This is a genomic window from Lysobacter antibioticus (assembly GCF_000731095.1).
Lineage (GTDB): Bacteria > Pseudomonadota > Gammaproteobacteria > Xanthomonadales > Xanthomonadaceae > Lysobacter > Lysobacter antibioticus_B.
In genome coordinates, this window is sequence record NZ_JMTZ01000014.1 from 62,997 (window position 1) to 84,740 (window position 21,744).

Below are 21,744 nucleotides of genomic sequence, written 5' to 3' on the forward strand. Positions count from 1 at the left end.
TCGCACTTGAGGCCTTACCGTGGGCCGCACTTCAACGCGATCGAGGGCCACGCGATGTCGCCACGCCTGCAAGACATCACCACTTATCTGCAACGCCTGGGCTACCGCAGCGCGCCGCCGCCGACCCTGGACAGCCTGCGCGAGTTGCAGCGGCGGCATACCGCCGAATTTCCGTTCGAGACCCTGGCGACCTTGCTGCGCATGCCGGTGCCGATCGACCTGACCTCGCTGGAGCGCAAGCTGCTGCACGAAGGCCGCGGCGGCTATTGCTTCGAACTCAACCGGATGTTCCTGGCCCTGCTGCAGCAACTGGGTTTCGACGCGCGTGGCCTGACCGGCCGGGTGCTGATGGGCGGCCCCGAGGACGCCCTGCCGGCGCGCACGCATCTGCTGGTGCTGGTGACGATCGACGGCGTGCGCTACATCGCCGACGTCGGCTTCGGCGGCATGGTGCCGACCGCGCCGCTGCGCCTGGACACGGACGAAGCGCAGGCGACGCCGCACGAGTTCTATCGTGTGCAACCGCGCGACGGGCAGTACGTGTTGCGCGCCCAGGTCGGCGAGGAATGGCGGGCCATGTACGTGTTCGATCTGCAGCAGCAGGTCGACATCGATTTCGTAGTCGGCAATTGGTACGTCTCGGCGCATCCCGAATCGCCCTTCCTCGGCCAGTTGTTCGTCGCCCGCACCGGCGAGGGGTTACGCAAGACCTTCAACAACGGCAGCTTCGCCGTGCACCGGCTCGGGCAAGACAGCGTGCGCCGCGAACTGCCCGATGCCGACAGCGTGATCGAGGTGCTGCGCGAGGAGTTCGATATCCGCGTGCCGGCGCATCCGCAGTTGCATGAGGCGATCGAGCGCCTGCTGGCCAAGCCGGCGGCGGCGTGAATCGGGGCGGAGCGATGTCCGCCCCGATTCGACGGCCACCCGGCCGTGCAAGACCGCGACGCAGCGCGCCGGACGAGCCGGCGCGCTGCGCGACACGATCGGTCAGGGCGTCATGTCGCTGTAGGCCGCGACAGTCGGGAACATCGCCGCCACCGCCGCCTTCATGTTGGTGTTGGACGCGCCGAGGACGTAACCATTGTAGTGACCGTTGGGGCTGGACCAGCGATTGATGCGTGAGCACAGGGCGGTCGTGCAGACGCTGCTGCCGAGCGGGCCGACCGCCATGAGCGTGCGGAACGGCGCGCTGGAGTTGATGAAACCCTGGGCGTGATTGAGCGGCGGCAGGGCATTGGGAGGGGCCTCGCCTTCGTGGTGGCCGCCGAAGACATGGCCGAGTTCATGGGTGAAGGTGCGGTCGCCGATAGCGCAGCGGACGTTGACGATGACCACCGAGTCGCGCCAGTTGGCGCTGTTCTGGTCGGGCGGAATGCTGGCCACGCCGCAGGTGGCCGGCATGCGCGCGCCATCGACGAGCAGCACGATCACATCGGCGTTATAGGTCTGCCGCAGCGAGTCGAGATCGGCGAACGGCGCCACGCTGGCGTGCATTTGGCCGAGGGTGTCGGACCAGATGTCGAAGGTCGGGTTGGCGGGAACCGGCTCGTGGAAGGACTCGGCCCGCACGCGGCCGACGATGTTGAGCGAGCCGCCGGCTTGCGCGGCCGCGAACGAGGCATTGGCGTCGTCGACCAGGCTCTGCATCGCCGCGACCAGTTCCGGCGAAGGCGGCCCGCCGAGCTTGCCGTGGTGCAGCCAGTTGACGCGGTCGGTGTAGACGAACAGCAGGTCGACTCTGCTGTTGGCGAGCGCTTGGCCGTCGGCCGTCGCATCGGTCCGTTTCGCCGCAGCCGCGGGGCGCGCGCGGCTCAGGCTCAGCGCGTCCTCGTGCCGCAGCTTGCCGGCGAACGAACCCGGGTCGATCTGGGTCACCAAGGCTTTGCCTTGCAGCGGGCCTTCGAGCACGAACTGGTCGGTGCCCAGGTCGATGCGGCCGTGGACATGGCCGTCATAGACGCTCAACACCACTTGTGCATCGTCCCGGCCGACCACCCGGCCGGTCCAAGTCGCGGTGCCGTCGGCGCGTTCGACGTACGACAGCGGTTCGGCTTCGAAACTGACATCGGGAAACAGGGAAAAGCCCAGGCGCGCATCGGGCGATGCGGGCCGGCCCGCGGAGACGCCCGCGGCCGCGGACAAGCGCTGCGAGAGCCGCTGGTCGACGCGGGCAATGCGACGGGCGTGCGGACTCGATGCGGTTTGCGGTGCGCTGGCCTTGGCCAATTGGGTTTCATAGCGGACGGCCTGGCCGGCACCGGCGGCCAGGGCCGGCAGAGCGCAGCTCAGGATCAGGGACGTCAGGCACAGCGATAGCGACGTTCGGTTCATACCGCTCCTTGGTAGTTTCGGGTTGCCCGCGTGCGGAAGCCGCCCACGCCCTGACGCGACCGCGCAGAGCGCGGGCGATTTCGATGCCGGGGCAGCCGGCATTTTAGCGGGGAGGCGTCGCACAGCCCGATACTGCAATCCGCGATCATCGCGTTGATACACAGGGTGGGACCTGAGCGACGCGAGTCGCGACCGCGAATCCGCCTGTTCGCTTCGTCTGTCGCGTCGTCGTTAGGTCCGGGTGACGAACGCATGAGCGCTTCCTGAAATCGCACCCGTGCGAGAAAAGATTCAGCTAAAGCCTTCCTTGCATCGGCGATGACCGCATGAACACGCGAATGTTCATGCCGCGTTTGCGCGGCCTGTCGAAAATCGAGACTCCCCCACGCACAGGAGTACGCCATGAAGCCGCTCATGCTCGCGCTCGCCTTGGCCGCCTGCATTCCCGCCGCCGTTGCGCAGTCTCCGCAAGGCAGCGAAGCCCTGACCGAACACCAGATCCGCACGCGTCTGGCCGAACAGGGCTATACCAAGGTCAACGACCTCAAGTTCGGCGATGGCGTATGGCATGCCGATGCGCGCAGCGGCGACGGCAACCGCGTACAAGTACGTCTCGACCCGCGCACCGGCACGATCTATCCCAACGAGCAGGTCGCGCGCATGAGCGAACGCGACGTGCGCGCGGCGCTGGCTGCGGCCGGCTACACCAACGTTCACGACGTCGACTACGAGGACGGTATCTGGAACGCCGAAGCCGACAGCCCGAGCGGTAAGGACGTGGAGGTCAAGATCGATCCGAACACCGGCAAGGTCGTCGGCACCGAAAAGGATTGATGCTGCTTGATGCGATGATGCGGCCGCTCCTGGTTGGGGCGGCCGCGTCAACGGACGGAAGCTTTAGCTCTTGATGTTGCTTCACCGATTTGCGGCCAGACACGCTGCCACGGCAAGCTGCGCGGTCGCGGCTCGCGCCGCTCCTACCCTGCGGCAGTCCCCCAGCTTCGATCAGTGACGACGGCTATGCGGTCTCTGCGCGTCCCGTGGTCGCGGCTCACGCCGCTCCTACAGGAGGAAGGCTAGGGGCGAGCCCGAGGGCCTAGGGTAGGGGGTGACGAAGGGCGCGAAAAAATAATTTCGCGACCGTGTCGATTGCGCCGATCTTGGTTCGTCGTTGTCATAAGCAGGCAGGAAACGGATCCTATCCCCCCGCCCGCCGAACCTCCCTCCAACCGACCAAGGATTCGCCATGTCCGAGCAGCCCATGATCTTCGTCAACCTCGCCGTCAAGAACCTCGACCGCGCGGTCGCCTTCTATACCCAGTTGGGTTACACCTTCAATGCCAAGTTCACCGATGAAAACGCCACCTGCATGATCGTCGGCGAGAATATCTTCGTGATGCTGCTGGTCGAGCCGTTCTTCCAGTCCTTCACCAAGAAGTCGATCTGCGACACCTCCAAGAGCGTCGAGGCCTTGCTCGGCCTGTCGGCCGCGAGTCGCGAGAAGGTCGACGAACTGGTCGAAAAGGCTATCGCCGCCGGCGCGGTCATCCCGAAGGACCCGGTGGACTACGGTTTCATGTACCAGCGCAGCTACGAAGACCTCGACGGCCACACCTGGGAAGTGTTCTACATGGACCCGAATGCGGAACCGCACGCCGCCCAGCAGTAAGTCCCTGCGCCGGGCATCGCCATAATCGGGCGATGCCCATCTGCGGGGCGCCATCGAGGCTGTTGGCAGTGGCCGGCATCGACAGTGGCTAAAAAAAATCGCCCCGGATGTCATGCATCCGGGGCGATCGTCGTTTCAGGGGATGCCGCGCTCAAGGCGCGAGCGCTCAGACGCCCGGCGCCTTCAATTCCTGTGACAGCCAGTCGTCGATCAGACGCTTCTCGTAGCGCAAGGGGTCGCTGTCGCTGACGCTGCGCGCGCCCATCATGAAGCCCATGTCGCGCAGGGTGCGCTGGCCTTCCTCGACGACCTGGCCGTTGGCGTCCAGGCGCTTGAAATTCAGGACGATGCGCGGCGGATAGATCTCGCGGATGAAGCGGGTGTCGTCGAACTGCGGGCCGTGCCAGGGCTCGAAGTCGCCGGCGCGCTTGATGTCGGCGATGTCGACTTCCAGCCGCTGCCCTTCCGGCAGCCGCTTCTGCGCGCGGGTGCGCAAGTGCTGCGCCAGTTGCTCGACCCAATTGCCGCGCACGGCCTCGAAGCGGTTGCGGCTGTAGCGGATTTCGGTGAACTGTGCCGGGTCTTCCCAGCGCACGGCGACCGGGCCCTGTTCGGGCAGGGCGCGTGGCGCGTCGGGATCGGTGACGCTGCGGGACTTCGCGCCGGCGTCCCCGGCCATCAGCGCGGCGGCCGAGAGCAGGACGGCGAAGGCGATGCGGAGGTTCATGACGGGCTCCGATGCGGTGGGGATACGGTCCGATTCTCCGCCTGCCACCGCATCGCCGCCAGCGACAAGGCGTTAAACCCGCGTATGCGGGAGATTCCGTTGCCGCCAATTCACGATCTTCGCCGCGTTCGCGGGTGCTTCATTCGCAGGCGACGCCGTCGCCGTCGCGATCCAGATGCCGGCCGTAGCCGGGATCGCCACGTCGTACCGGTGCGGCGCCGGCAGCGCGCGCGGCGCTGCAGTTGGCGTAAGTGCCGCCGTCGTCGGCTGCCGAGCCCGTGTTGTCGGCGGCCCACGACGAGGCGCGGTTGGGCGCGCGCGGCGATGCCGGTCGCAAGCCGCCACCGCCCGCGGCGGGGCCGCGATGGCAGTGGTAGCCGCCGTGCTTGCGATCGTTATGGCAGCCCTCGGCATTGAGGCCGCCGCCGTGAGCCCAGGCGGGCGAAGCGACGCTCAGTGCCAGTGCGGCGCCGAGCGCGATGGAATGAGCGCGCATGATGAGTCCCCCGTCTCGAACCCAACGGGTCCGGGACGGGAAAGCGGTCATCGCCTCAACGTATGGATTGCCTGAATCGGTTTGGAATCGATCCGAGCGCCGCTCCTACCCCTTGGGTGCCGCCGCTCCAGGGTGGGAGCGGCGCGAGCCGCGACCGGGTGGCCCTCAGTTCGCAGAGCGACTGGCATGGGGCGGTATCGCCGTCATTGATGTCGGTTCGTGTTCGCACAGACAATCAAACGCAGGTGATACCAAAGTCAGATCAGCTGTCCCTCAGGACGCGAACTCGCGCCGCACGTCGTCGAAATCCATGACCGGGCGCACTTCGAGCCGGCCGGTGCGGCTCCACGGGAACGATTCGGCGATGCGCACGGCCTCGTCCATGTCGGCCGCTTCGATCAGGTTGAAGCCGCCCAGGTACTCCTTGGCTTCGGCGAAGGGGCCGTCCATGAAGGTGGTGCGGCCGTTGCGCGTGCGCAGCGTGGTCGCCTGCGCCGGCGGCGCGAGCATCTGCGAATCCAGCAGCACGCCGGCGTCGCGCATCGCATCGGCGTGGGCGAGGCAGCCGCGCATCATCGTGCCGAACTCGCCCTCGGGCAGGGCTTCGATCAGGCTGTCGTCGTTGTAGATCATGACCAGATATTTCATGGCGTCCTCTGGGGCAGGCAGGAAGGCGTTCGTCGGTGGGTCCGTAGCGGCGAGGGCTGGGGAGCGCGCCGCGAGGACTGCGGCGCCGAGCATAACGCCGTGGCCGCGCGATGCATCAGTGACGAAACTCATGCATCGCATCCGCTCGTGGCGTTCGCCGGATGAATGCGCAGGGCACCACTGCATCGGTGCGGCAATCTGCCGGGCGGCCATCGCAGGGCCTGCGATCCCGGCTGCAGCGACGACGCCTATCTCTGCGGTGATCGACGTGCGGCGAGGGCTGCGGCGACAATGCGGACGATCCGCAATGCCTGGCCACGCCCGATGTCCGAAGTCTTCTCCTGCCGCCCCATCGCCTACCTGCGCTCGCCGTATGCGCAGCGCATCGATGCGCCGCACCAATCGACGGTAGTGCAGGGCACGCAGAGCGGCGAGGTGGTCGAGGCGCGGCTGGAATTCGTCGACGACCTGGCGCCGGAGGCCTATGCCGACCTGGCCGGGTTCGAACGCATCTGGCTGATCTTCGCGTTTCATCGCAGCCAGGGCTGGAAGGCGCAGGTGAAGCCGCCGCGCGGTGGGCCCAAGCGCGGCGTGCTGGCGACGCGCTCGCCGCACCGGCCCAATCCGCTGGGGCTGTCGGCGGTGGAACTGGTCGCGGTCGAACCCGGCGCGTTGATCCTGCGCGGCGTCGACCTGCTCGACGGCACCCCGGTGCTCGACATCAAACCCTACGTGCCCTATGCCGATGCCTTCGCCGGATCGCGCGCCGGCTGGATCGACGAGATCGACGCCGCGCAGGGCCGGCAATCGGCGCCGGGGCCCAAGCGCCCGCGCAAGCCCCCGGGCGGCCAGGCTGGCTGAGGCCCGGCGGCTCGCCCGGTCACGGCCCCGAATCGATCGAAACGAAGGGCTTGACCGCGTCGGTTTGTCGCTATACTTTCCTTTTAGGTTAATTAGCTGATTGGTTTAGATGTAGGCCCTGCAAGGCCCGGCGCCAACCGAGGCGCGCGGCTTCCCCTTTCGCCCGAGGAATTCCTATGACGTTCGATGGCTCCAGCACCGCCGAAACCGCTTCCGCCGACCGCACCACCCACAGCGTCGACGACCACCGCATCACCTTGCAGCGCGTCCTCAACGCTCCGCGCGAACTGGTGTTCGCGGCCTGGACCGACCCCGTGCAGGTGGCGAAGTGGTGGGGGCCGCACGGCTTCAACAGCGAAGTGCGGCAGATGGACGTCGCGGTCGGCCGCATGTTCCGCATCTGCATGGTCGCGTCCGACGGCGCCGAGTACCCGATCAAGGGCACCTATCAGGAGATCGTCGCGCCCGAGCGCCTGGTCTACATCGACGATTGGGACGACGACAGCAAGCCTTCGCAGCAGTCGCGCGTCACCGTGACCTTCGCCGAACACGGTGCCGGCAAGACCTTGCTGACCCTTGAGATGCGCTTCGGTTCGATCGCCGAGCGCGTCGAGGCGGAAGAACAGCAGGTCATCCCGGGTTGGGGCGAATGCTTCGAACGCCTGGACGCGCTGGTGTCCGCGCACTGACGCTCGAAGCGTGCACGCAGTCGCGCGCCGGCCTGCACCGCCGGCGCGCGGCGGTCGTACACTGGGCGACCGCACGCGCCCGGCGCGACTCTCGCGCCGTCGTCCGCGTCATCGCCTCCGCGGAGTGTCCATGCCGTCCGTTTCCGAAGCTTCCCCGCTGTCCGCGCATGCGCGCAGCGACGCGCCCGCGATCGTTTCGATCAAGGGCCTGACCAAGACCTATGCCGGCGGTTTCCAGGCGCTCAAGGGCGTCGACCTCGACATCCGACGCGGTGAGATCTTCGCCTTGCTCGGGCCCAACGGCGCTGGCAAGACCACCCTGATCAGCATCGTCTGCGGCATCGTCAATCCCAGCGGCGGCCAGGTACTCGCCGACGGCCACGACATCGTCCGCAACTACCGCGCCGCGCGCTCGGCGATCGGCCTGGTGCCGCAGGAACTGCACACCGATGCCTTCGAGACGGTGTGGGACACGGTCAAGTTCAGCCGCGGCCTGTATGGGCGGGCGCCGAATGCGGCGTATCTGGAGAAAGTCCTGCGCGACCTGTCGCTGTGGGAAAAACGCGGCGAGAAGATCATGGCCCTGTCCGGCGGCATGAAGCGGCGCGTGCTGATCGCCAAGGCGCTGTCGCACGAGCCGAGCATCCTGTTCCTGGACGAGCCGACTGCGGGCGTCGACGTCGAGCTGCGTCGCGAGATGTGGGCGATGGTGTCGCAGCTGCGCGACAGCGGCGTCACCATCATCCTGACCACGCACTACATCGACGAGGCCGAGGAAATGGCCGACCGGGTCGGGGTGATCAACCACGGCGAGATCGTGTTGGTCGAGGAAAAGCGCGCGCTGATGCGCAAGCTCGGCAAGAAACAGCTGACCCTGCAGTTGCAGACCGCCTTGTCGACCCTGCCCGAGGCCCTGGCCAGCGATGCGCTGAGCCTGTCGGACGACGGCCACGAGCTGGTCTATACCTTCGATGCTCAATCCGAGGAGACCGGCATCGCCGCCCTGCTGCGGCGCCTGGGCGAGCACGGCATCGACTTCAAGGACCTGCACACCAGCCAGAGCTCGCTGGAAGAGATTTTCGTCAACCTGGTCAAATCGCCGCGCCAGGCCGGCGCGGAGGTGCGCGCATGAACCGGCACGCGATCAAGGCGATTTATTTCTTCGAGATGCACCGCACCTTCCGCACCCTGATGCAGTCCATCGCCACGCCGGTGCTGTCGACCTCGCTGTACTTCATCGTGTTCGGCTCGGCGATCGGCTCGCGCATGGTCGAGATCGGCGGGGTCAGCTACGGCGCCTTCATCGTGCCGGGCCTGATCATGATGGCCTTGCTGACCGAGAGCATTTCCAACGCCTCCTTCGGCATCTACCTGCCGAAATGGTCGGGCACGATCTACGAGCTGCTGTCGGCGCCGGTGTCGTTCCTGGAGGTGATCGCCGGCTACGTCGGCGCGGCGGCGACCAAGTCGGTGATGCTGGGCATCCTGATGCTGATCACCGCGCGCTTCTTCGTCGATTTCGAGATCGTGCACCCGGTCTGGATGGCGGTGTTCCTGGTCCTGACCGCTGTCACCTTCAGTCTGTTCGGCTTCATTATCGGGGTGTGGGCCGACGGCTTCGAGAAGCTGCAGATGATCCCGATGATGATCGTGATGCCGCTGACTTTCCTCGGCGGCAGTTTCTACTCGATCGATATGTTGCCGCCGTTCTGGCGCAGCGTCTCGCTGTTCAACCCGGTGGTCTACCTGGTCAACGGCTTCCGCTGGAGCTTCTACGGCAAGTCCGATGTCGACATCGTCCTCAGCGTCGGCATGACCACGGGTTTCATGCTGCTGTGCCTGGTCGCGGTGTGGTGGATCTTCCGGACCGGGTACAAGTTGAAGAGTTGAGGTGTGCGCGGGATGAGGCGGGCTTGCCCTTCTCCCGCGAGCCATTCCTTCTCGCGCAAGCGGGAGGTTTCCTCACTTTCCTTCTCCCGCAAGCGGGGATTTGCCTTTCCCTTCTCCCGCAAGCGGGCATTTGCCTTTCCCTTCTCCCGCAAGCGGGAGAAGGTGGCCCGAAGGGACGGATGAAGGCTGGCGTGTTGCCATAATTGCCTCGCGTGCCCTCACCCCAACCCCTCTCAGCCTTGCACTCCCTGCGGTCGCCGCAAGCGAGAGAGGGGCTTCAATCGAAAGGGAGAAGGGGAATCGAGGCGGCTTGGGGTTTCGGCCGGGAGTCGCTTCAGCCCGCCTGCCGCACCGCCTCACCCCAGGGTATGCTTCGCCGATTCCGGTCCGGCCGCGTTGAGCGCAGCGCGGGCGTCGTGCCGGACCGATTCCGGGAGCCTCGCCGATGCAGACGAACCAGCAGGAACTTCATCGCGGTCTGAGCGAACGCCATATCCGCCTGATGGCGCTCGGCGCCGCGATCGGCGTCGGCCTGTTCCTCGGCTCGGCCAATGCCATCAAGTTGGCCGGCCCCGGCATCCTGCTGGCCTATCTGCTCGGCGGCGCGGCGATCTTCATCATCATGCGCGCGCTCGGCGAGATGGCCGTGCACAACCCGGTCGCCGGCTCCTTCAGCCGCTACGCCCGCGACTACCTCGGGCCGCTCGCCGGTTATCTGACCGGCTGGAACTACTGGTTCCTGTGGTTGGTGACCTGCGTGGCCGAGATCACCGCGGTCGGCATCTACATGCAGGTCTGGTTCCCGGATACGCCGCAGTGGATCTGGGCGCTGGCCGCGCTGATCGCGATGGGCTCGGTCAACCTGATCACGGTCAAGGCCTACGGCGAGTTCGAATTCTGGTTCGCGATGATCAAGGTCGTGACCATCGTGGTGATGATCCTCGCCGGCCTGGCGATGATCGTGTTCGGCTTCGGCAACAACGGTGTGGCCATCGGCATCAGCAACCTGTGGGCGCACGGCGGCTTCTTCCCGAACGGTGCGCAGGGCGTGCTGATGTCGCTGCAGATGGTGATGTTCGCCTACCTCGGCGTGGAAATGATCGGCCTGACCGCCGGCGAGGCCGCCAACCCCGGCAAGTCGATTCCCGATGCGATCAACTCGGTGTTCTGGCGCATCGTGATTTTCTACGTCGGCGCGCTGTTCGTGATCCTGTCGCTGTACCCCTGGAACGAGCTCGGCACCACCGGCAGCCCGTTCGTGATGACCTTCGAGCGCCTGGGCATCCGCGAGGCCGCCGGCATCATCAACTTCGTGGTCCTGACCGCGGCGCTGTCCTCGTGCAACGGCGGCATCTTCAGCACCGGCCGCATGCTCTACAACCTGGCCCAGCAGAAGCAGGCGCCGGCGTTCTTCGCCAACACTTCGCGCGGCGGCGTGCCGCGCGCGGCGATCCTGGTGTCGGTGGTGGCGCTGCTGTTCGGCGTGCTGCTGAACTACCTGGCGCCGAAGGAAGTGTTCGTCTGGGTGACCTCGATTTCGACCTTCGGCGCGATCTGGACCTGGGCGGTGATCCTGGTTTCGCACATGCGCTTCCGTAAGGCGCTCAGCGCCGAGGAACGCGCGCGCCTGGCCTTCAAGATGCCGATGTATCCGGTGGCTTCGTGGGTCGCGCTGGCCTTCCTGGTGCTGGTGGTCGGCCTGATGGCCTACTTCCCCGACACCCGCGTCGCGCTGTACGTCGGCCCCGCGTTCCTGATCCTGCTGGTAGTGCTGTACTACGCAGTCGGCTTCCACAAGCGCGACACCGCGGTGGCGCAGCGCGCCTGATCGCTGCCGCTCGAAGCCCCTCTCACGCGTGCGGGAGAGGGGGTGGATGAGGGGCGCGTAACGCTGGTGCGGCCGTAGCTAGTTATTCAGGGCAAAGCTAAAAAGCGCCCTCACCCTAGCCCTCTCCCGCAAGCGGGAGAGGGAGAGGGAGAGGGAGAGGGAATGCCCGCAGTTCATTCCCCGACGACCGCCGCACCGCGCGCCGGCGCCGAGGCCTGCAGCCCGCGCGCCGTTTCCGCCAGCCGCAGGAATTCGCCGCGATAACCGTTGCGGTCGTCGCCGCGCGCATCCGCCGCGAGTTTGATCACCCCGTCCCAGCCGAAGTTCGCGTCGACGTGGGTGCCGCCGCGCAGCAGGTCGCCGAAACCGGCCACCGAGGCGGCGAAGCGCAGGCGTTCGCTCGCTTGCGCGGCGATGTCCTGGCGCCGCAACGGGGTCTCGATCAGGCGGCTGTCGTTTTCGCCGGGACGCTTGTAGCGCAGGCGCAGCAGAGCGAGTTCGTCCTTGCGCACGCCGTCGCCGGCCTTGGCCTCGCCGGCCGGCTTGGCCGCCGCGTAACGCAGCGGATCGACCGACTCGCCGCCGGACCCGACCAGGGCCACTTCGTACAAAGCCGTGACGTCGTGGCCGGCGCCGATCTCGCCGGCGTCGACGCGGTCGTTGTTGAAGTCTTCGCGCCGCAGCAGGCGGTTTTCGTAGCCGATCAAACGGTACTCGGCGACCACCGCCGGGTTGAACTCGACCTGGATCTTGACGTCGCCGGCGATGGTCAGCAGGGTCGAGCCGAGTTCTTCGCCGAGCACTTTCTGTGCTTCCAGGGCGCTGTCGATATAGGCGTGGTTACCGTTGCCGACGTCGGCCAACTGCTCGGCCATGGAGTCGTTGTAGTTGCCGCTGCCGAAACCGAGCGTGCTCAGGGCGATGCCCGACTTGCGCTGGTCGGCGACCAGGGTCTCCAGCGCCTTCTGGTCGACCGTGCCGACGTTGAAGTCGCCGTCGGTGGCGAGCAGGACGCGATTGATGCCGTCGGGGATGAAGGCCTGGCGCGCGGTGGCGTAGGCCAACTGGATGCCGTCGCCGCCGTTGGTCGAGCCGCCGGCCTGCAGGCGTTCGAGTGCGTCGAGGATTTCGCCGCCGCGGTCGCCTGGCGTCGGCGGCAGCACCAGGCCGGCCGAGCCGGCATAGACCACGATCGAGATCCGGTCCTGCGGGCGCAGTTGTTTGACCAACTGGGCGAAGGCTTTCTTCAGCAGCGGCAGCTTGTCGGGCTCGTCCATCGAGCCGGAGGTGTCGATCAACAGCACCAGGTTGGCCGGCGGCAGTTCGCTGCGGTCGACATCGTAGCCCTGGATGCCGATCTGCATCAGCACGTGCTTGGCGTTCCACGGTGCCGGCGCGAGCTCGGTGCTGACCTTGAACGGCGTGTCCTTCGAGTCCGGCGCCGGGTAGCCGTAGTCGAAATAGTTGATGAGCTCCTCGACCCGCACCGCGTCCTTCGGCGGCAGTTCGCCGGCGGCGAGCATGCGGCGGACGTTGGCGTAGCTGCCGGTGTCGACGTCGATGGAAAAGGTCGAGACCGGTTGCTCGGCGGCGCGGTGGATCGGGTTGGGTTCGATCTCGGCGTATTTCTCGGTGTTGGCGGGGGCCGACTGGTCGGGCTCGGCCATCATGACTTTCGCGGGCATCGGCATCGACATCGCTTCGGCCGAAGCCGGCGCGTCGGCGCGTTCGACTTTCTTGCCGCAGGCGCCCAGCAGCAGGGCGAAGGCGATGCCGCAGGCGAGGGCGGCAGCCGGGAAGCGGGTGGGGGTGGGGCGGTTGCGCAGCAACATGGTGATCCTCCGTTGATCGGGTTGTGCGTCTTGGGAACGTCGGCCGGCGAGCGATGGGGTCGAGGCGACGGCGATGGCCACACTAGGCAAGTGCGTCTTCGCTTTTCGTTATGACCGCCGTCGTTTTCCGTTGGCCCGGCTTGGTCCACAATCTGCGTTCATTACGAATGCCGGCGCCGGGGAGGCGCCAGGCCCCGATGACCCCCGACCGGCTCGCCACCGCCGACCTGCTGCGGCTTGCGCTCGACGCCATTCACCAGGCGCGCGACGTCGAGGCCGTGCGCCTGCTGCAGCGCGTGCTCGAACGCGAACCGGACAATCTGCACGTGCAGTACCTGCTGGCGATCCAACACGCCCAGCTCGGCTTGTTCGATCGCGCCGAGGAACGCTTGCGCGCGGTGCTGGCGGTGTTGCCGGAATTCGTCGTCGCCCGTTTCCAGTTGGCGCAGTTGCTGTTGATGCGCGGCACCGCCAAGGACGCGTGCGAATGGCTGGCGCCGGTGCTGGCCCAGGCCGATCCGCTCGGCGCTTATGCGCGCGGCCTGTCGGCCGCGGCCGAAGGCGACCGCGACCGCGCCTGCGCCGTGCTCGAAGCGGCGCTGCGCTTGCCGCAACCGGTGCCGGCCCTGGCCGGCGACATGCGCCGGCTGTGCGAGCAATGGCGCGAGACCGCCACCGCCTGAGCAGGCCCGGGCGCTGCGCTCAGGGGCGCAGATTGACCGCGAGCAGGCCGAGCACGGCCACCGCGACCAGGACGAAGTGGATCAGTTGCAGGTTGTCCTGGCGGATGTAATAGGCGAACCAGCTGCCGCCGACCGCCATCAGGAAGCTGGTCGCCATCAGCGCGGTCAGCGCCAGGTTGGCCAGGATGATCGCGTCGGCGGAGGTGGCGAGGCCGGCCAGCGCGGCGACCGTCGCCCACAACAGCACCACCGTGACCATCTCGGCGCCGAGCACGATCGAGAATGCGGCGCGGTGCCAGGAAGTTTGCTCGATCCTGCGCGACAGCAGGGGCGATTGGATCGCCGGGGCTTGTTCGAACGGCGCCATGCGCATGATCGAACCGAGCGCGAACACGCCGTTGCGGAAGGCGATGAGGTTGTTGAACGCGACGACGGTGAGCCACAACGCCAGACCGGCGATGAAGACGAGCTTGAACAACAACAGGCTGGCAGCGAGGGACATGCGGATCTCCGGAAGGTCGTAGCGGTGCGCCCCGCCGCGGGCGCGGCATTCGGGGGCTGTTGCTGTATCGACGATCCAGGAGGCGGGTTTAAGACATCGCCCGCGAAAAAAATGTCAGCAAACAACATCGCGACGCGCCGTGCCCCGGTGGGCAACGGCGCGGCGCGGGCAGGCGGACTCAGTCGGCCTGCGGTGCTTCGGTCAGGTAATAGGGCTCGACCTGGCCCTTGACCTTCATCGTCATCGGGTTGCCGCGGCGGTCGAGCGACTTGCCGACCGGCAGGCGCACCCAGCCTTCGCTGACGCAGTATTCCTCGACGTTGTTCTTCTCCACGCCGTTGAAGCGCAGGCCGATCCCGCGTTCGAGCACGGCCGGGTCGTAATAGGGGCTGCGCGTGTCGTTGGAGAGGCGGTCGGGCGGGGTGTCGGTCATGCTGGCGCTCTTTCGGTAGTGAACTGACGTGGTACGAGGCCGACCCGGCGCGGGGCGACCGGGGCGTTGGAGATTCGGCGCTCAGGATACGCGCACCGTCGTGCCCGGCCCAGTCCGCGCGGCGGCGGGTTTTGGCGCGGTGCCTGCGCGGCCGCGTCGATGCCGGCGGTGAGCCCGGGGCGCCGTGAAAGTCCGGCGTCCGGACAAACGCGGGAAACCGCGGGCGAATTCGCCCCACTGCCGGCCGCGACGGCTGCGGTGAAATTACAGGGTAAGCGCCGCGACCGCCCAGGCTTGGCCATCGCCGCGCGCTGGTGCAGGATCGGGCGTCGCGCCGCCGGCGCCGGAGAGCCCGATGATCCTGCGATCCCCCCTGCTTGCCTGGAGCCTGTCGATGACGCTTGTTACCGCACCCGCCACCGCTGCCGAACAGCGCGCGCAACCCGAGTTGTTGGTGGGCTGCTACACCGGTGCGGTCTGCAAGGGCATCGGCCGCTATCGTTTCGACCCCGCCCAGGGGCGCATCGAGCCGCAGCCGCTGGAAGTGATCGAGACCGACAACCCCTCGTGGTTCGCCTTTTCCGCCGATGGCCGCCGCTTGTTCGCGGTCAACGAGAACGGCCCCGAGTCGGACGACCCGGTCGGCCGCGCCAGCAGCTTCGCCCTCGCGCGCGGAGGCGAACGCTCGCGGCCGCTGTCGCAGGCCAACTGTCTCGGCGACGAGCCCGCGCATGCGGCGCTGAGCCTGGACGGGCGCTATTTGTTCGTCGCCAACTATTCGGTCAACGCCGATCCCGGCGGCACGCTCGCGGTGATGCCGGTCGACGGCGACGGCCGCTTGCAGTCGGCGGTGCAGGTGCTGACCCATCGCGCCAGCCAGGCCGATCGCGAACGCCAGCTGTCGACCCATGTGCATGCCGCGGTGCCGTCGCCGGACGGCAGGCATGTGTTCGCCGCCGACCTCGGCGCCGACAAGGTCTATGCCTATCGCTACGACCCGGCGCGCAGCGGCGAACGTCCGCTGCGCGCGGCGGCGACGCCGTTCCTGGAACTGCCGCCCGGCAGCGGCCCGCGTCATCTGCTGTTCGATGCCTCCGGACGGCATGCGTATCTGACGCTGGAGATGAGCGGCGAGGTGGTGGTGCTCGACTACGCCGATGGCCGCCTGCAACCGGTGCAGACGCTGGCGATGGACCCGGGCCGGAGCACCGGCAATGCCGGCGCGGCGCTGCATCTGTCCGCCGACGGCCGCTTTTTGTATGCGAGCAACCGCGGCGAGGACAACCACATCGCCGTGTACGCGGTCGATGCGGACAGCGGGCGTTTGTCGGCGCTGCAGCGCCGCAGCAGCGAAGGCCGCGGGCCGCGCGAATTCGCGCTCTCGCCCGATGGCCGCCATCTGATCGTCGCCAACCAACACAGCGGCAACCTGGTGGTGATCGAGCGCGATCCCGCCGACGGCAGGCTCGGCAAGACCGTGCAAACGCTGGAAGCCGTGGCGCCGTCGGACATCAAGTTCGCGCCGGCTAACTGAGTTCGCTGGCCGTTCGCGGCGACACGCCGCCGCACCCGCACTTGGTTTCGCCCTCGCAAGGCCCGGCATGTCCGGGCCTCGTACGTTTCCGGGCCGCGGCGGGGCGGTCGGGCTGAGCAGGCGCGGAGCCGGGAGACCCCACTGGGGTCAGCCCGAGGATGAAGGCCGCCGGCCGCCGGAGGAAGATGACGCGGTGCAGCGCAGCGTGCTTCCTGCAGCGGGAGAGGCCGGATCGGCGCTCGTGAGACCGGGCGCCAACCGGCGCAGTTCAGGGGTGATGGAAGTCGCGAATCGCGATTTTGCTACGCAAAACCGCCTCGAACAGCACTTGCCAGTCTGGCAAATGCAGTACAAGGACCCCGCGGGGAATTTTTAATTCTCATGGGGAAACAAAAATGAACAAATATTCCGAACGCCGGTTCGCCGCCTGCCTGCCGTCGTCGCTGTCGCTCGCCGTGGTCGGCCTGTTGGCCCTCGCCGCGCCCTGGCTCGCCATCGCCGGACCGGCGCCCGAGGACCGGGGCCTGGCCCAGCGTCTGCAGGTCGAGGAATCGCTGGCGCGGGTCGACCGCGCCGTCTACGCCGACTACTTCCGCCAGGCCTATGCGCGCTATCCGGCGATCCCGGCCGGCACGCTCGAATCGGTCGCCTACGTCATGAGCCGTTGGCAGCACCTGCAGCCGAGCACAGCCCAATACGGCGAGCAGCACCAACACATGCCGCGCTCCTACGGCGTCATGGGCCTGTACCGCGGCGAAGGCTTCGCCGACCAGGTCGGCGAGGGCGCCCGGCTGCTCGGCGTGCCGGCGGCGCGGGTGCAGCGCGATCCCTTGAGCAACATCCTCGCTGCCGCCGCCTTGCTCGATCGCGAGCTGCGCGCCGATGGCGTCGGTGCGAAGGCTACGCCCGAGGCCACGCGCCCGGCGCTGGAGCGTTATGCCGGCTTCGCCCGCGGCGGCAACGCGCTCGCGCGCAGCGCCATCCAGGACCACGCGCGTTCGAGCTTTGCCTTCGACGTGCTGCTGGCCCAGGACAAAGGCGTCAACGACCGCGGCATCGTCGTGCCGGAGCGTCCGGTGGCCTGGGAGCGCGCCTTCGACGCGCGCAAGCTGGTGCAACTGCGCGCACCGTTCGTGCGCCTGGACCTGGCCCGCGATCGGGTCGAGACGCAGGGCCTGAAAAGCGGCGACTACGCCATCGACCCGCTCAGCGAAACCCTGACCGCGCCGGGCCTCGACAGCGCCGACACCAAGAGCACCGACTACGGTCCGGCCTTGTGGGTGGCGTCGCCCTATCACTCCCCCCGCACCTCGTACGACTCGGTCACCATCCACACGATGCAGGGCTATTACGCCGGCAGCATTTCCTGGTTCCAGAACAACCCCAAGAGTGTCAGCGCGCACTATCTGATCCGCAGCTCGGACGGCCAGATCACCCAGATGGTGCGCGAGGACCGCGCCTCGCATCACGTCGGCATCCACAACAAGACCACGCTCGGTATCGAGCACGAAGGCTTCATCAACAACGCCAGCTGGTACACCAGCGCGATGTACAACGCCTCGGCGGCGCTCACCCGGCACTTCTGCGCCCGCTACAGCGCGATCAGCTGCGCCAGCGCGTTCCGCGGCCCGGGCGGCAGCGGCGTCAACGTGTTGCCGACCAGCGTCAAGGTCAAGGGCCACCAGCATTACAGCGGCCAGGACCACACCGACCCCGGCATCAACTGGGACTGGGCGCGCTACTACAACCTGCTCAACCCGGGCAGCGGCACCGGCACGGTGATCGACAGCTTCGAGAGCACGGTGGGCCACTTCGACACCGGCCCGGCCTATTCGGGCAGCACCACCGGTATCGCCGCGACTTCGCTCGGCGAGCGCAACTGCGCCACCCGCAAGAACGGCGAATGCTCCCTGCGCGTGCTGCTCAAGGACGACACCGCCAGCGCCAGCGATTGGGCGGTGCGCTTGTTGTCGGCCAGCGGCACGCCGGCCAGCAACGCCACGCTGACGCGCGCCAACGGCAAGGTCGGGTTCTGGGTCTACACCGGCGCGACCGGCATGAGCGCCGCGCTCGGCGTCGACGACAGCGACGGCACCGAGCGTTCGATCAGCCGTGCGATCCCGGCCGGCACCTGGACCTACCTGGAGTGGCGCCTGGACGACGCCGCCCAGTGGGACGCCTGGGTCGGCAACGCCAACGGCGCGATCACCGCCAGCACGGTCAAGCTCGACGCGATCTGGCTGTACCGCGACCAGACCAGCTACGACGTCAACCTCTATCTCGACGACGTCCAGGTCAAGTACTGATCCGACCAAGCACTGATCCGAGAGTTTCACCACCGATCCCTCCGCGCGCAGGCCGGCCCCCCGCAACCGGCCTGCGCGCTTCGGCGCAGGCCGGCCCCCCGCAACCGGCCTGCGCGCTTCGGATCATCGCGGCCGCACGCGCACCACTTCGCACCGCCGATCGGCGTGAAGCGCGCCTGCGGACGGTTTCGTCACTCACAGGGGATCGTCCATGTCCGAGCACCCGCAAGCGCCCGAAGCGCCGCGCCCATCGAGATCGCCGCGTCGCCTGCCAACCTGGTTGGCGGTCCTGGCCCTGCTGCTGGCCGGCGCCGTATTCGCGCAATGGCTGCGCACGCCGGGCGCGGCGCATCGCGCCAGCCGCGCCGGCTCGACCACGCCGGCATCGAACAGCGCATCCGCCAGCCGCGCGCTCGATATCCGCGTACGCGACAGCGTCAGCGGCCGCGCGCTGGATTCGCACCTGGTCGTAATCGCACGCGGCGCCGAAGCGCGCGTGCACGACCTCGGCATCACCACCCGCGGCGGCCGCGTCGCGGCCTTGGCCGAAGGCCGCTACGAGCTGATCGTCAGCGCGCCCGGCTACGACAGCCTCAGCACCCGGGTCGAGATCGACGCCGCGCCGGTACTGCCGGTGACCGTGTGGCTGTCGCCGTCGATGCCGTCCGAAGCCCTGGATCTGTTGGCGCTGAAGGCCGCGGCTTGCGCGCAGTGCGCGGTGTTCAGCGGCCATGTCTACGATCGCAGCGGCCGTCCGGTCGCCGGCGCGCAGGTGCGCAGCAGCCAAGGCGCAGGCACGACCGCCGACGGCGAGGGTTATTTCGAGTTGTCCGCGCAACTGCCGCGGGCCCTGGCGCGCGACAACGAGGCCTTGCCGGCGACGGTGGAAATCACCGTCAGCGCCAAGGGGTATCGCAGCCAGCGCCTGACCGGCCTGCCGCTGCTCAACGACAGCCGCCACCTGATCGTCGATCTCGAAGCCGGCGCCGGTTCGACCGTGGTGATCGATCGCAGCCACGTGCAAGTGCGCGCGCGTCAGCGCGAAGACCAGCAGCGGCCGCGCTCGGCCGCCGATGCGCTGCAGGCCGAATCCGACGCCGCCGCCGAGGCGGACGCTGCGCTGGATCCCGCGCGCCCGGCCTCGGTCACGATCGCGCAGCGCCTGATCGCGCAGGCGGTCAGCGTGCCGGTGCCGTCGAGCATCCGCGTCGGCACCAATTGTTCGGGGCGTTCCTGCAGCGGCGTGTCGGTCTACGGTTTCGAAGACTACGTCGGCCGCGGCCTCGACGAGGAGTGGATCCCGTCCTGGGACGCCGACTCGCTCGCCGCCGGCGCCGTCGCCTACCGCAGCTATGCGGCGTATTACGTCGCCCACCCGGTCAACAGCCGCTACGACATCTGCAACAGCACCTCCTGCCAGGCCTTCAACGCCGACAGCGTGTCGGCGACGGTCGCGGCCGCGGCGGCCACGCGCGGCGTGCTGTTGACCCGCGACGGCAAGACCGCGGCCTTCAGCGAGTACTCCTCGGAGAACAACGCCTGGGACAGCCCCAGCGACGGCCTGTCCTGCGTCAACAACGACCTCAGCTGCGGCAACGGCCGCAACGGTTCGCCGCGCAATAACTGGCCGTGTCTGTCCGACGAGGTCGGGCGCAATCGCGGTTGTTTCGGTCATGGCCGCGGCATGAGCCAATGGGGCACGCAGCGCTGGGCCGCCAACCACGGCCGCGCCTGGCGCTGGATCGCCAACCACTACTTCAACAACAACAACAGCCCCGGCGGCATGCGCAACGCCTTCCTCGCCAACGAGGGCGGCGGCGGTCCGGGCGGCGGCGCGATCGTGCTCGACGGCTTCGAGAGCGGCGTCGGCCGTTTCGCCAGCGCGCCGACCGCGTCCGGCAGCACGATCGGCGTGTCGACCGCATCCTTGGCCCAGCAGGACTGCGCCACGCGCAAGAACGGCAGTTGCTCGTTGCGGGTCTTGCTCAAGGACGACCCCGCCGTCGCCAGCGCCTGGGCGGTGCGCCTGTTGTCGGGCGGCGGCACGCCGGCCAACAACGTCGAGCTGGTCCGCAACGGCGGCAAGGTCGGCTTCTGGGTCTATACCGGCGCCAGCGGCCTCAGCGCGAGCCTGAGCATCGACGACAGCGACGGCACCGAGCGCGCGATCAGCCGTGCGATTCCGAGCGGGCAATGGACCTGGCTGGAATGGTCGCTCGGCGATGCCGCGCAGTGGAACGCCTGGGCCGGCGCCAGCAACGGCACGATCGACGCCGCCAGCGTGCGCCTGGATGCGGTGTGGTTCCTGCGCGAGCAGACCAGTTACGACGTCAACCTCTATCTGGACGACGTCCAGATCCTGCACTGACCCCCTTCAACCGCGTCGCGCCGCCGGCAACGGCGCGGCCATCACCGATGGAGTATCCCCGCCATGAACGCAGTCAACGCAAGACGTATCCGACTTCGCGGCCTGTCCGCGCTGTTCGCCTTCGCCGCCTTGTTCGCCACCGCCGCCGAGGCCGCGCCGAACTTCCAGATGCCGTTTCCCTGCGGCCAGACCTGGGCCGGCCAGACCCGCTCCAACCACCGCCCGCAGAACTCGGTCGACTTCAATCGCGCCAACGATGAGGGCGACACCGTGGTCGCCTCGGTCGGCGGCACCGTCAGCGTGGTGCGCAACCTCGGCGACACCAGCTACGGCAAGTACGTGGTGATCGATCACGGCGGCGGCTGGAGCACCCTGTATGCGCATCTGAATTCGTACTCGGTCTCGGTCGGCCAGAGCGTCGCCGCCGGCAAGGCGATCGGCACCGTCGGCAACACCGGCGGCTCGTTCGGCGCCCACCTGCACTTCGAAGAGCGCTTGAACGGCAGTGCCCAACGCATCCGTTTCAACGGCGCGTTGATCAAGTACTTCGACGAAAGCGGCAACAGCACCAACTACACCAGCCGCAACAGCTGCAGTGGCGGCGGCACCGGTTCGGGCACGGTCAATACCAACGGCACCCCGCTGAACGTGCGTTCCGGTCCCGGCACTTCGTACTCGATCGTCGGCAGCCTGGCCGACGGCACCGCGGTGACGATCCAGTGCCAGACCACCGGTACCTCGGTCACCGGCACCTATGGCACCAGCAACATCTGGAACCGGATCGGCAGCGGTCGCTTCATTCCCGATGCCTACACCTACACCGGCTCGGACGGTCGCGTCGCACCGCCTTGTTGATGCGCCGAGGGCGGTCGTAGTCCGATTGCCCTCAGTAACCCCTCTCCCGTCCACGGGAGAGGGGCTTTGTTGCGCTTGTGCCGGCGGAT

At 67.8% G+C, this 21,744-nt stretch carries 20 protein-coding genes; 13 read left to right on the top strand and 7 right to left on the bottom strand.

Features of this window, described 5'->3' with window-relative positions; translation table 11 throughout:
- Positions 1-54 precede the first annotated feature (54 nt).
- Positions 55-888, top strand: coding sequence for an arylamine N-acetyltransferase family protein (locus EX88_RS0105690; RefSeq protein WP_031371040.1), 834 nt, complete (start codon positions 55-57; stop codon positions 886-888).
- Between the two features lie 102 nt (positions 889-990).
- Here the strand turns inward: EX88_RS0105690 and EX88_RS0105695 are convergent, their stop codons facing one another.
- Positions 991-2,334: a zinc-dependent metalloprotease family protein gene (locus EX88_RS0105695; RefSeq protein ID WP_031371041.1), complete on the bottom strand. Its 1,344-nt coding sequence runs from the start codon at positions 2,332-2,334 to the stop codon at positions 991-993.
- 402 nt (positions 2,335-2,736) lie between these two features.
- Here EX88_RS0105695 and EX88_RS0105700 point away from each other — a divergent pair, with 402 nt between their 5' ends.
- Both EX88_RS0105700 and EX88_RS0105705 read left to right on the top strand, forming a co-directional pair.
- Positions 2,737-3,168: a PepSY domain-containing protein gene (locus EX88_RS0105700; RefSeq protein WP_031371042.1), complete on the top strand. Its 432-nt coding sequence runs from the start codon at positions 2,737-2,739 to the stop codon at positions 3,166-3,168.
- Positions 3,169-3,595: 427 nt separating this feature from the next.
- Positions 3,596-4,003: a VOC family protein gene (locus tag EX88_RS0105705; RefSeq protein ID WP_430536895.1), complete on the top strand. Its 408-nt coding sequence runs from the start codon at positions 3,596-3,598 to the stop codon at positions 4,001-4,003.
- Between the two features lie 166 nt (positions 4,004-4,169).
- On the opposite strand, the gene EX88_RS0105710 is transcribed toward EX88_RS0105705, so the two are convergent.
- The 3 genes from EX88_RS0105710 to EX88_RS0105720 form a co-directional block, all read right to left on the bottom strand.
- Positions 4,170-4,730 (bottom strand): DUF3016 domain-containing protein, encoded by a 561-nt coding sequence (locus EX88_RS0105710; protein ID WP_031371044.1) that lies wholly within the window; start codon positions 4,728-4,730, stop codon positions 4,170-4,172.
- A 139-nt stretch (positions 4,731-4,869) separates the two neighbouring features.
- Entirely contained in the window at positions 4,870-5,226 is a 357-nt protein-coding gene (locus EX88_RS0105715; RefSeq protein ID WP_031371045.1) for an excalibur calcium-binding domain-containing protein, read from the bottom strand.
- Positions 5,227-5,499: 273 nt separating this feature from the next.
- Complete coding sequence (locus EX88_RS0105720; protein ID WP_031371046.1) at positions 5,500-5,874, bottom strand: YciI family protein; 375 nt, start codon at positions 5,872-5,874, stop codon at positions 5,500-5,502.
- A 324-nt stretch (positions 5,875-6,198) separates the two neighbouring features.
- On the opposite strand from EX88_RS0105720, the gene tsaA reads away from it, so the two are divergent.
- The 5 genes from tsaA to EX88_RS0105745 all read left to right on the top strand — a co-directional run bounded on the left by tsaA (position 6,199) and on the right by EX88_RS0105745 (position 11,142).
- Positions 6,199-6,735, top strand: coding sequence for a tRNA (N6-threonylcarbamoyladenosine(37)-N6)-methyltransferase TrmO (gene tsaA / locus EX88_RS0105725; RefSeq protein ID WP_031371047.1), 537 nt, complete (start codon positions 6,199-6,201; stop codon positions 6,733-6,735).
- 176 nt (positions 6,736-6,911) lie between these two features.
- Positions 6,912-7,424 carry an SRPBCC domain-containing protein gene (locus EX88_RS0105730; RefSeq protein ID WP_036148145.1) on the top strand — a complete coding sequence of 171 codons (513 nt, stop codon included), beginning with the start codon at positions 6,912-6,914 and terminating at the stop codon, positions 7,422-7,424.
- Positions 7,425-7,554: 130 nt separating this feature from the next.
- Positions 7,555-8,556 carry an ABC transporter ATP-binding protein gene (locus EX88_RS0105735; protein ID WP_051884573.1) on the top strand — a complete coding sequence of 334 codons (1,002 nt, stop codon included), beginning with the start codon at positions 7,555-7,557 and terminating at the stop codon, positions 8,554-8,556.
- On the top strand, positions 8,553-9,314 hold the full coding sequence (locus tag EX88_RS0105740) for an ABC transporter permease (protein ID WP_031371050.1): 762 nt from the start codon (positions 8,553-8,555) through the stop codon (positions 9,312-9,314). The genes EX88_RS0105735 and EX88_RS0105740 overlap by 4 nt, the downstream gene beginning before the upstream one ends.
- Positions 9,315-9,759: 445 nt before the next feature.
- Complete coding sequence (locus EX88_RS0105745; protein ID WP_051884575.1) at positions 9,760-11,142, top strand: amino acid permease; 1,383 nt, start codon at positions 9,760-9,762, stop codon at positions 11,140-11,142.
- Between the two features lie 173 nt (positions 11,143-11,315).
- Here the strand turns inward: EX88_RS0105745 and EX88_RS0105750 are convergent, their stop codons facing one another.
- Positions 11,316-12,833, bottom strand: coding sequence for a VWA domain-containing protein (locus EX88_RS0105750; RefSeq protein ID WP_051884615.1), 1,518 nt, complete (start codon positions 12,831-12,833; stop codon positions 11,316-11,318).
- A 338-nt stretch (positions 12,834-13,171) separates the two neighbouring features.
- Between EX88_RS0105750 and EX88_RS26465 the strand changes: the two genes are divergently transcribed.
- On the top strand, positions 13,172-13,657 hold the full coding sequence (locus EX88_RS26465; RefSeq protein WP_051884577.1) for a tetratricopeptide repeat protein: 486 nt from the start codon (positions 13,172-13,174) through the stop codon (positions 13,655-13,657).
- Between the two features lie 19 nt (positions 13,658-13,676).
- Here EX88_RS26465 and EX88_RS0105760 read toward each other — a convergent pair whose 3' ends face one another.
- Both EX88_RS0105760 and EX88_RS0105765 read right to left on the bottom strand, forming a co-directional pair.
- Positions 13,677-14,159 carry a DUF2165 family protein gene (locus EX88_RS0105760; RefSeq protein ID WP_031371054.1) on the bottom strand — a complete coding sequence of 161 codons (483 nt, stop codon included), beginning with the start codon at positions 14,157-14,159 and terminating at the stop codon, positions 13,677-13,679.
- 178 nt (positions 14,160-14,337) lie between these two features.
- Positions 14,338-14,592 (bottom strand): DUF3297 family protein, encoded by a 255-nt coding sequence (locus tag EX88_RS0105765; RefSeq protein ID WP_031371055.1) that lies wholly within the window; start codon positions 14,590-14,592, stop codon positions 14,338-14,340.
- Between the two features lie 394 nt (positions 14,593-14,986).
- Between EX88_RS0105765 and EX88_RS0105770 the strand changes: the two genes are divergently transcribed.
- The 4 genes from EX88_RS0105770 (at position 14,987) to EX88_RS0105785 (ending at position 21,655) form a co-directional block, all read left to right on the top strand.
- On the top strand, positions 14,987-16,126 hold the full coding sequence (locus EX88_RS0105770) for a lactonase family protein (protein WP_152566116.1): 1,140 nt from the start codon (positions 14,987-14,989) through the stop codon (positions 16,124-16,126).
- A gap of 395 nt (positions 16,127-16,521) precedes the next feature.
- Entirely contained in the window at positions 16,522-18,432 is a 1,911-nt protein-coding gene (locus EX88_RS26755) for an N-acetylmuramoyl-L-alanine amidase (protein ID WP_031371057.1), read from the top strand.
- Between the two features lie 211 nt (positions 18,433-18,643).
- Positions 18,644-20,800: a SpoIID/LytB domain-containing protein gene (locus tag EX88_RS23530; protein ID WP_081930649.1), complete on the top strand. Its 2,157-nt coding sequence runs from the start codon at positions 18,644-18,646 to the stop codon at positions 20,798-20,800.
- 63 nt (positions 20,801-20,863) lie between these two features.
- Positions 20,864-21,655, top strand: a complete 792-nt coding sequence (locus EX88_RS0105785; RefSeq protein WP_051884580.1) for a M23 family metallopeptidase — start codon at positions 20,864-20,866, stop codon at positions 21,653-21,655.
- Positions 21,656-21,744: the final 89 nt, after the last annotated feature.

Excerpts from the sequence above, each read along its gene's own strand:
- EX88_RS0105690 (WP_031371040.1), top strand. The coding sequence starts at position 55 with ATGTCGCCACGCCTGCAAGACATCACCACTTATCTGCAACGCCTGGGC.
- EX88_RS0105695 (WP_031371041.1), bottom strand. The coding sequence starts at position 2,334 with ATGAACCGAACGTCGCTATCGCTGTGCCTGACGTCCCTGATCCTGAGC.
- EX88_RS0105700 (WP_031371042.1), top strand. The coding sequence starts at position 2,737 with ATGAAGCCGCTCATGCTCGCGCTCGCCTTGGCCGCCTGCATTCCCGCC.
- EX88_RS0105705 (WP_430536895.1), top strand. The coding sequence starts at position 3,596 with ATGATCTTCGTCAACCTCGCCGTCAAGAACCTCGACCGCGCGGTCGCC.
- EX88_RS0105710 (WP_031371044.1), bottom strand. The coding sequence starts at position 4,730 with ATGAACCTCCGCATCGCCTTCGCCGTCCTGCTCTCGGCCGCCGCGCTG.
- EX88_RS0105715 (WP_031371045.1), bottom strand. The coding sequence starts at position 5,226 with ATGCGCGCTCATTCCATCGCGCTCGGCGCCGCACTGGCACTGAGCGTC.
- EX88_RS0105720 (WP_031371046.1), bottom strand. The coding sequence starts at position 5,874 with ATGAAATATCTGGTCATGATCTACAACGACGACAGCCTGATCGAAGCC.
- tsaA (WP_031371047.1), top strand. The coding sequence starts at position 6,199 with ATGTCCGAAGTCTTCTCCTGCCGCCCCATCGCCTACCTGCGCTCGCCG.
- EX88_RS0105730 (WP_036148145.1), top strand. The coding sequence starts at position 6,912 with ATGACGTTCGATGGCTCCAGCACCGCCGAAACCGCTTCCGCCGACCGC.
- EX88_RS0105735 (WP_051884573.1), top strand. The coding sequence starts at position 7,555 with ATGCCGTCCGTTTCCGAAGCTTCCCCGCTGTCCGCGCATGCGCGCAGC.
- EX88_RS0105740 (WP_031371050.1), top strand. The coding sequence starts at position 8,553 with ATGAACCGGCACGCGATCAAGGCGATTTATTTCTTCGAGATGCACCGC.
- EX88_RS0105745 (WP_051884575.1), top strand. The coding sequence starts at position 9,760 with ATGCAGACGAACCAGCAGGAACTTCATCGCGGTCTGAGCGAACGCCAT.
- EX88_RS0105750 (WP_051884615.1), bottom strand. The coding sequence starts at position 12,833 with ATGCCGATGCCCGCGAAAGTCATGATGGCCGAGCCCGACCAGTCGGCC.
- EX88_RS26465 (WP_051884577.1), top strand. The coding sequence starts at position 13,172 with ATGACCCCCGACCGGCTCGCCACCGCCGACCTGCTGCGGCTTGCGCTC.
- EX88_RS0105760 (WP_031371054.1), bottom strand. The coding sequence starts at position 14,159 with ATGTCCCTCGCTGCCAGCCTGTTGTTGTTCAAGCTCGTCTTCATCGCC.
- EX88_RS0105765 (WP_031371055.1), bottom strand. The coding sequence starts at position 14,592 with ATGACCGACACCCCGCCCGACCGCCTCTCCAACGACACGCGCAGCCCC.
- EX88_RS0105770 (WP_152566116.1), top strand. The coding sequence starts at position 14,987 with ATGACGCTTGTTACCGCACCCGCCACCGCTGCCGAACAGCGCGCGCAA.
- EX88_RS26755 (WP_031371057.1), top strand. The coding sequence starts at position 16,522 with ATGAACAAATATTCCGAACGCCGGTTCGCCGCCTGCCTGCCGTCGTCG.
- EX88_RS23530 (WP_081930649.1), top strand. The coding sequence starts at position 18,644 with ATGTCCGAGCACCCGCAAGCGCCCGAAGCGCCGCGCCCATCGAGATCG.
- EX88_RS0105785 (WP_051884580.1), top strand. The coding sequence starts at position 20,864 with ATGAACGCAGTCAACGCAAGACGTATCCGACTTCGCGGCCTGTCCGCG.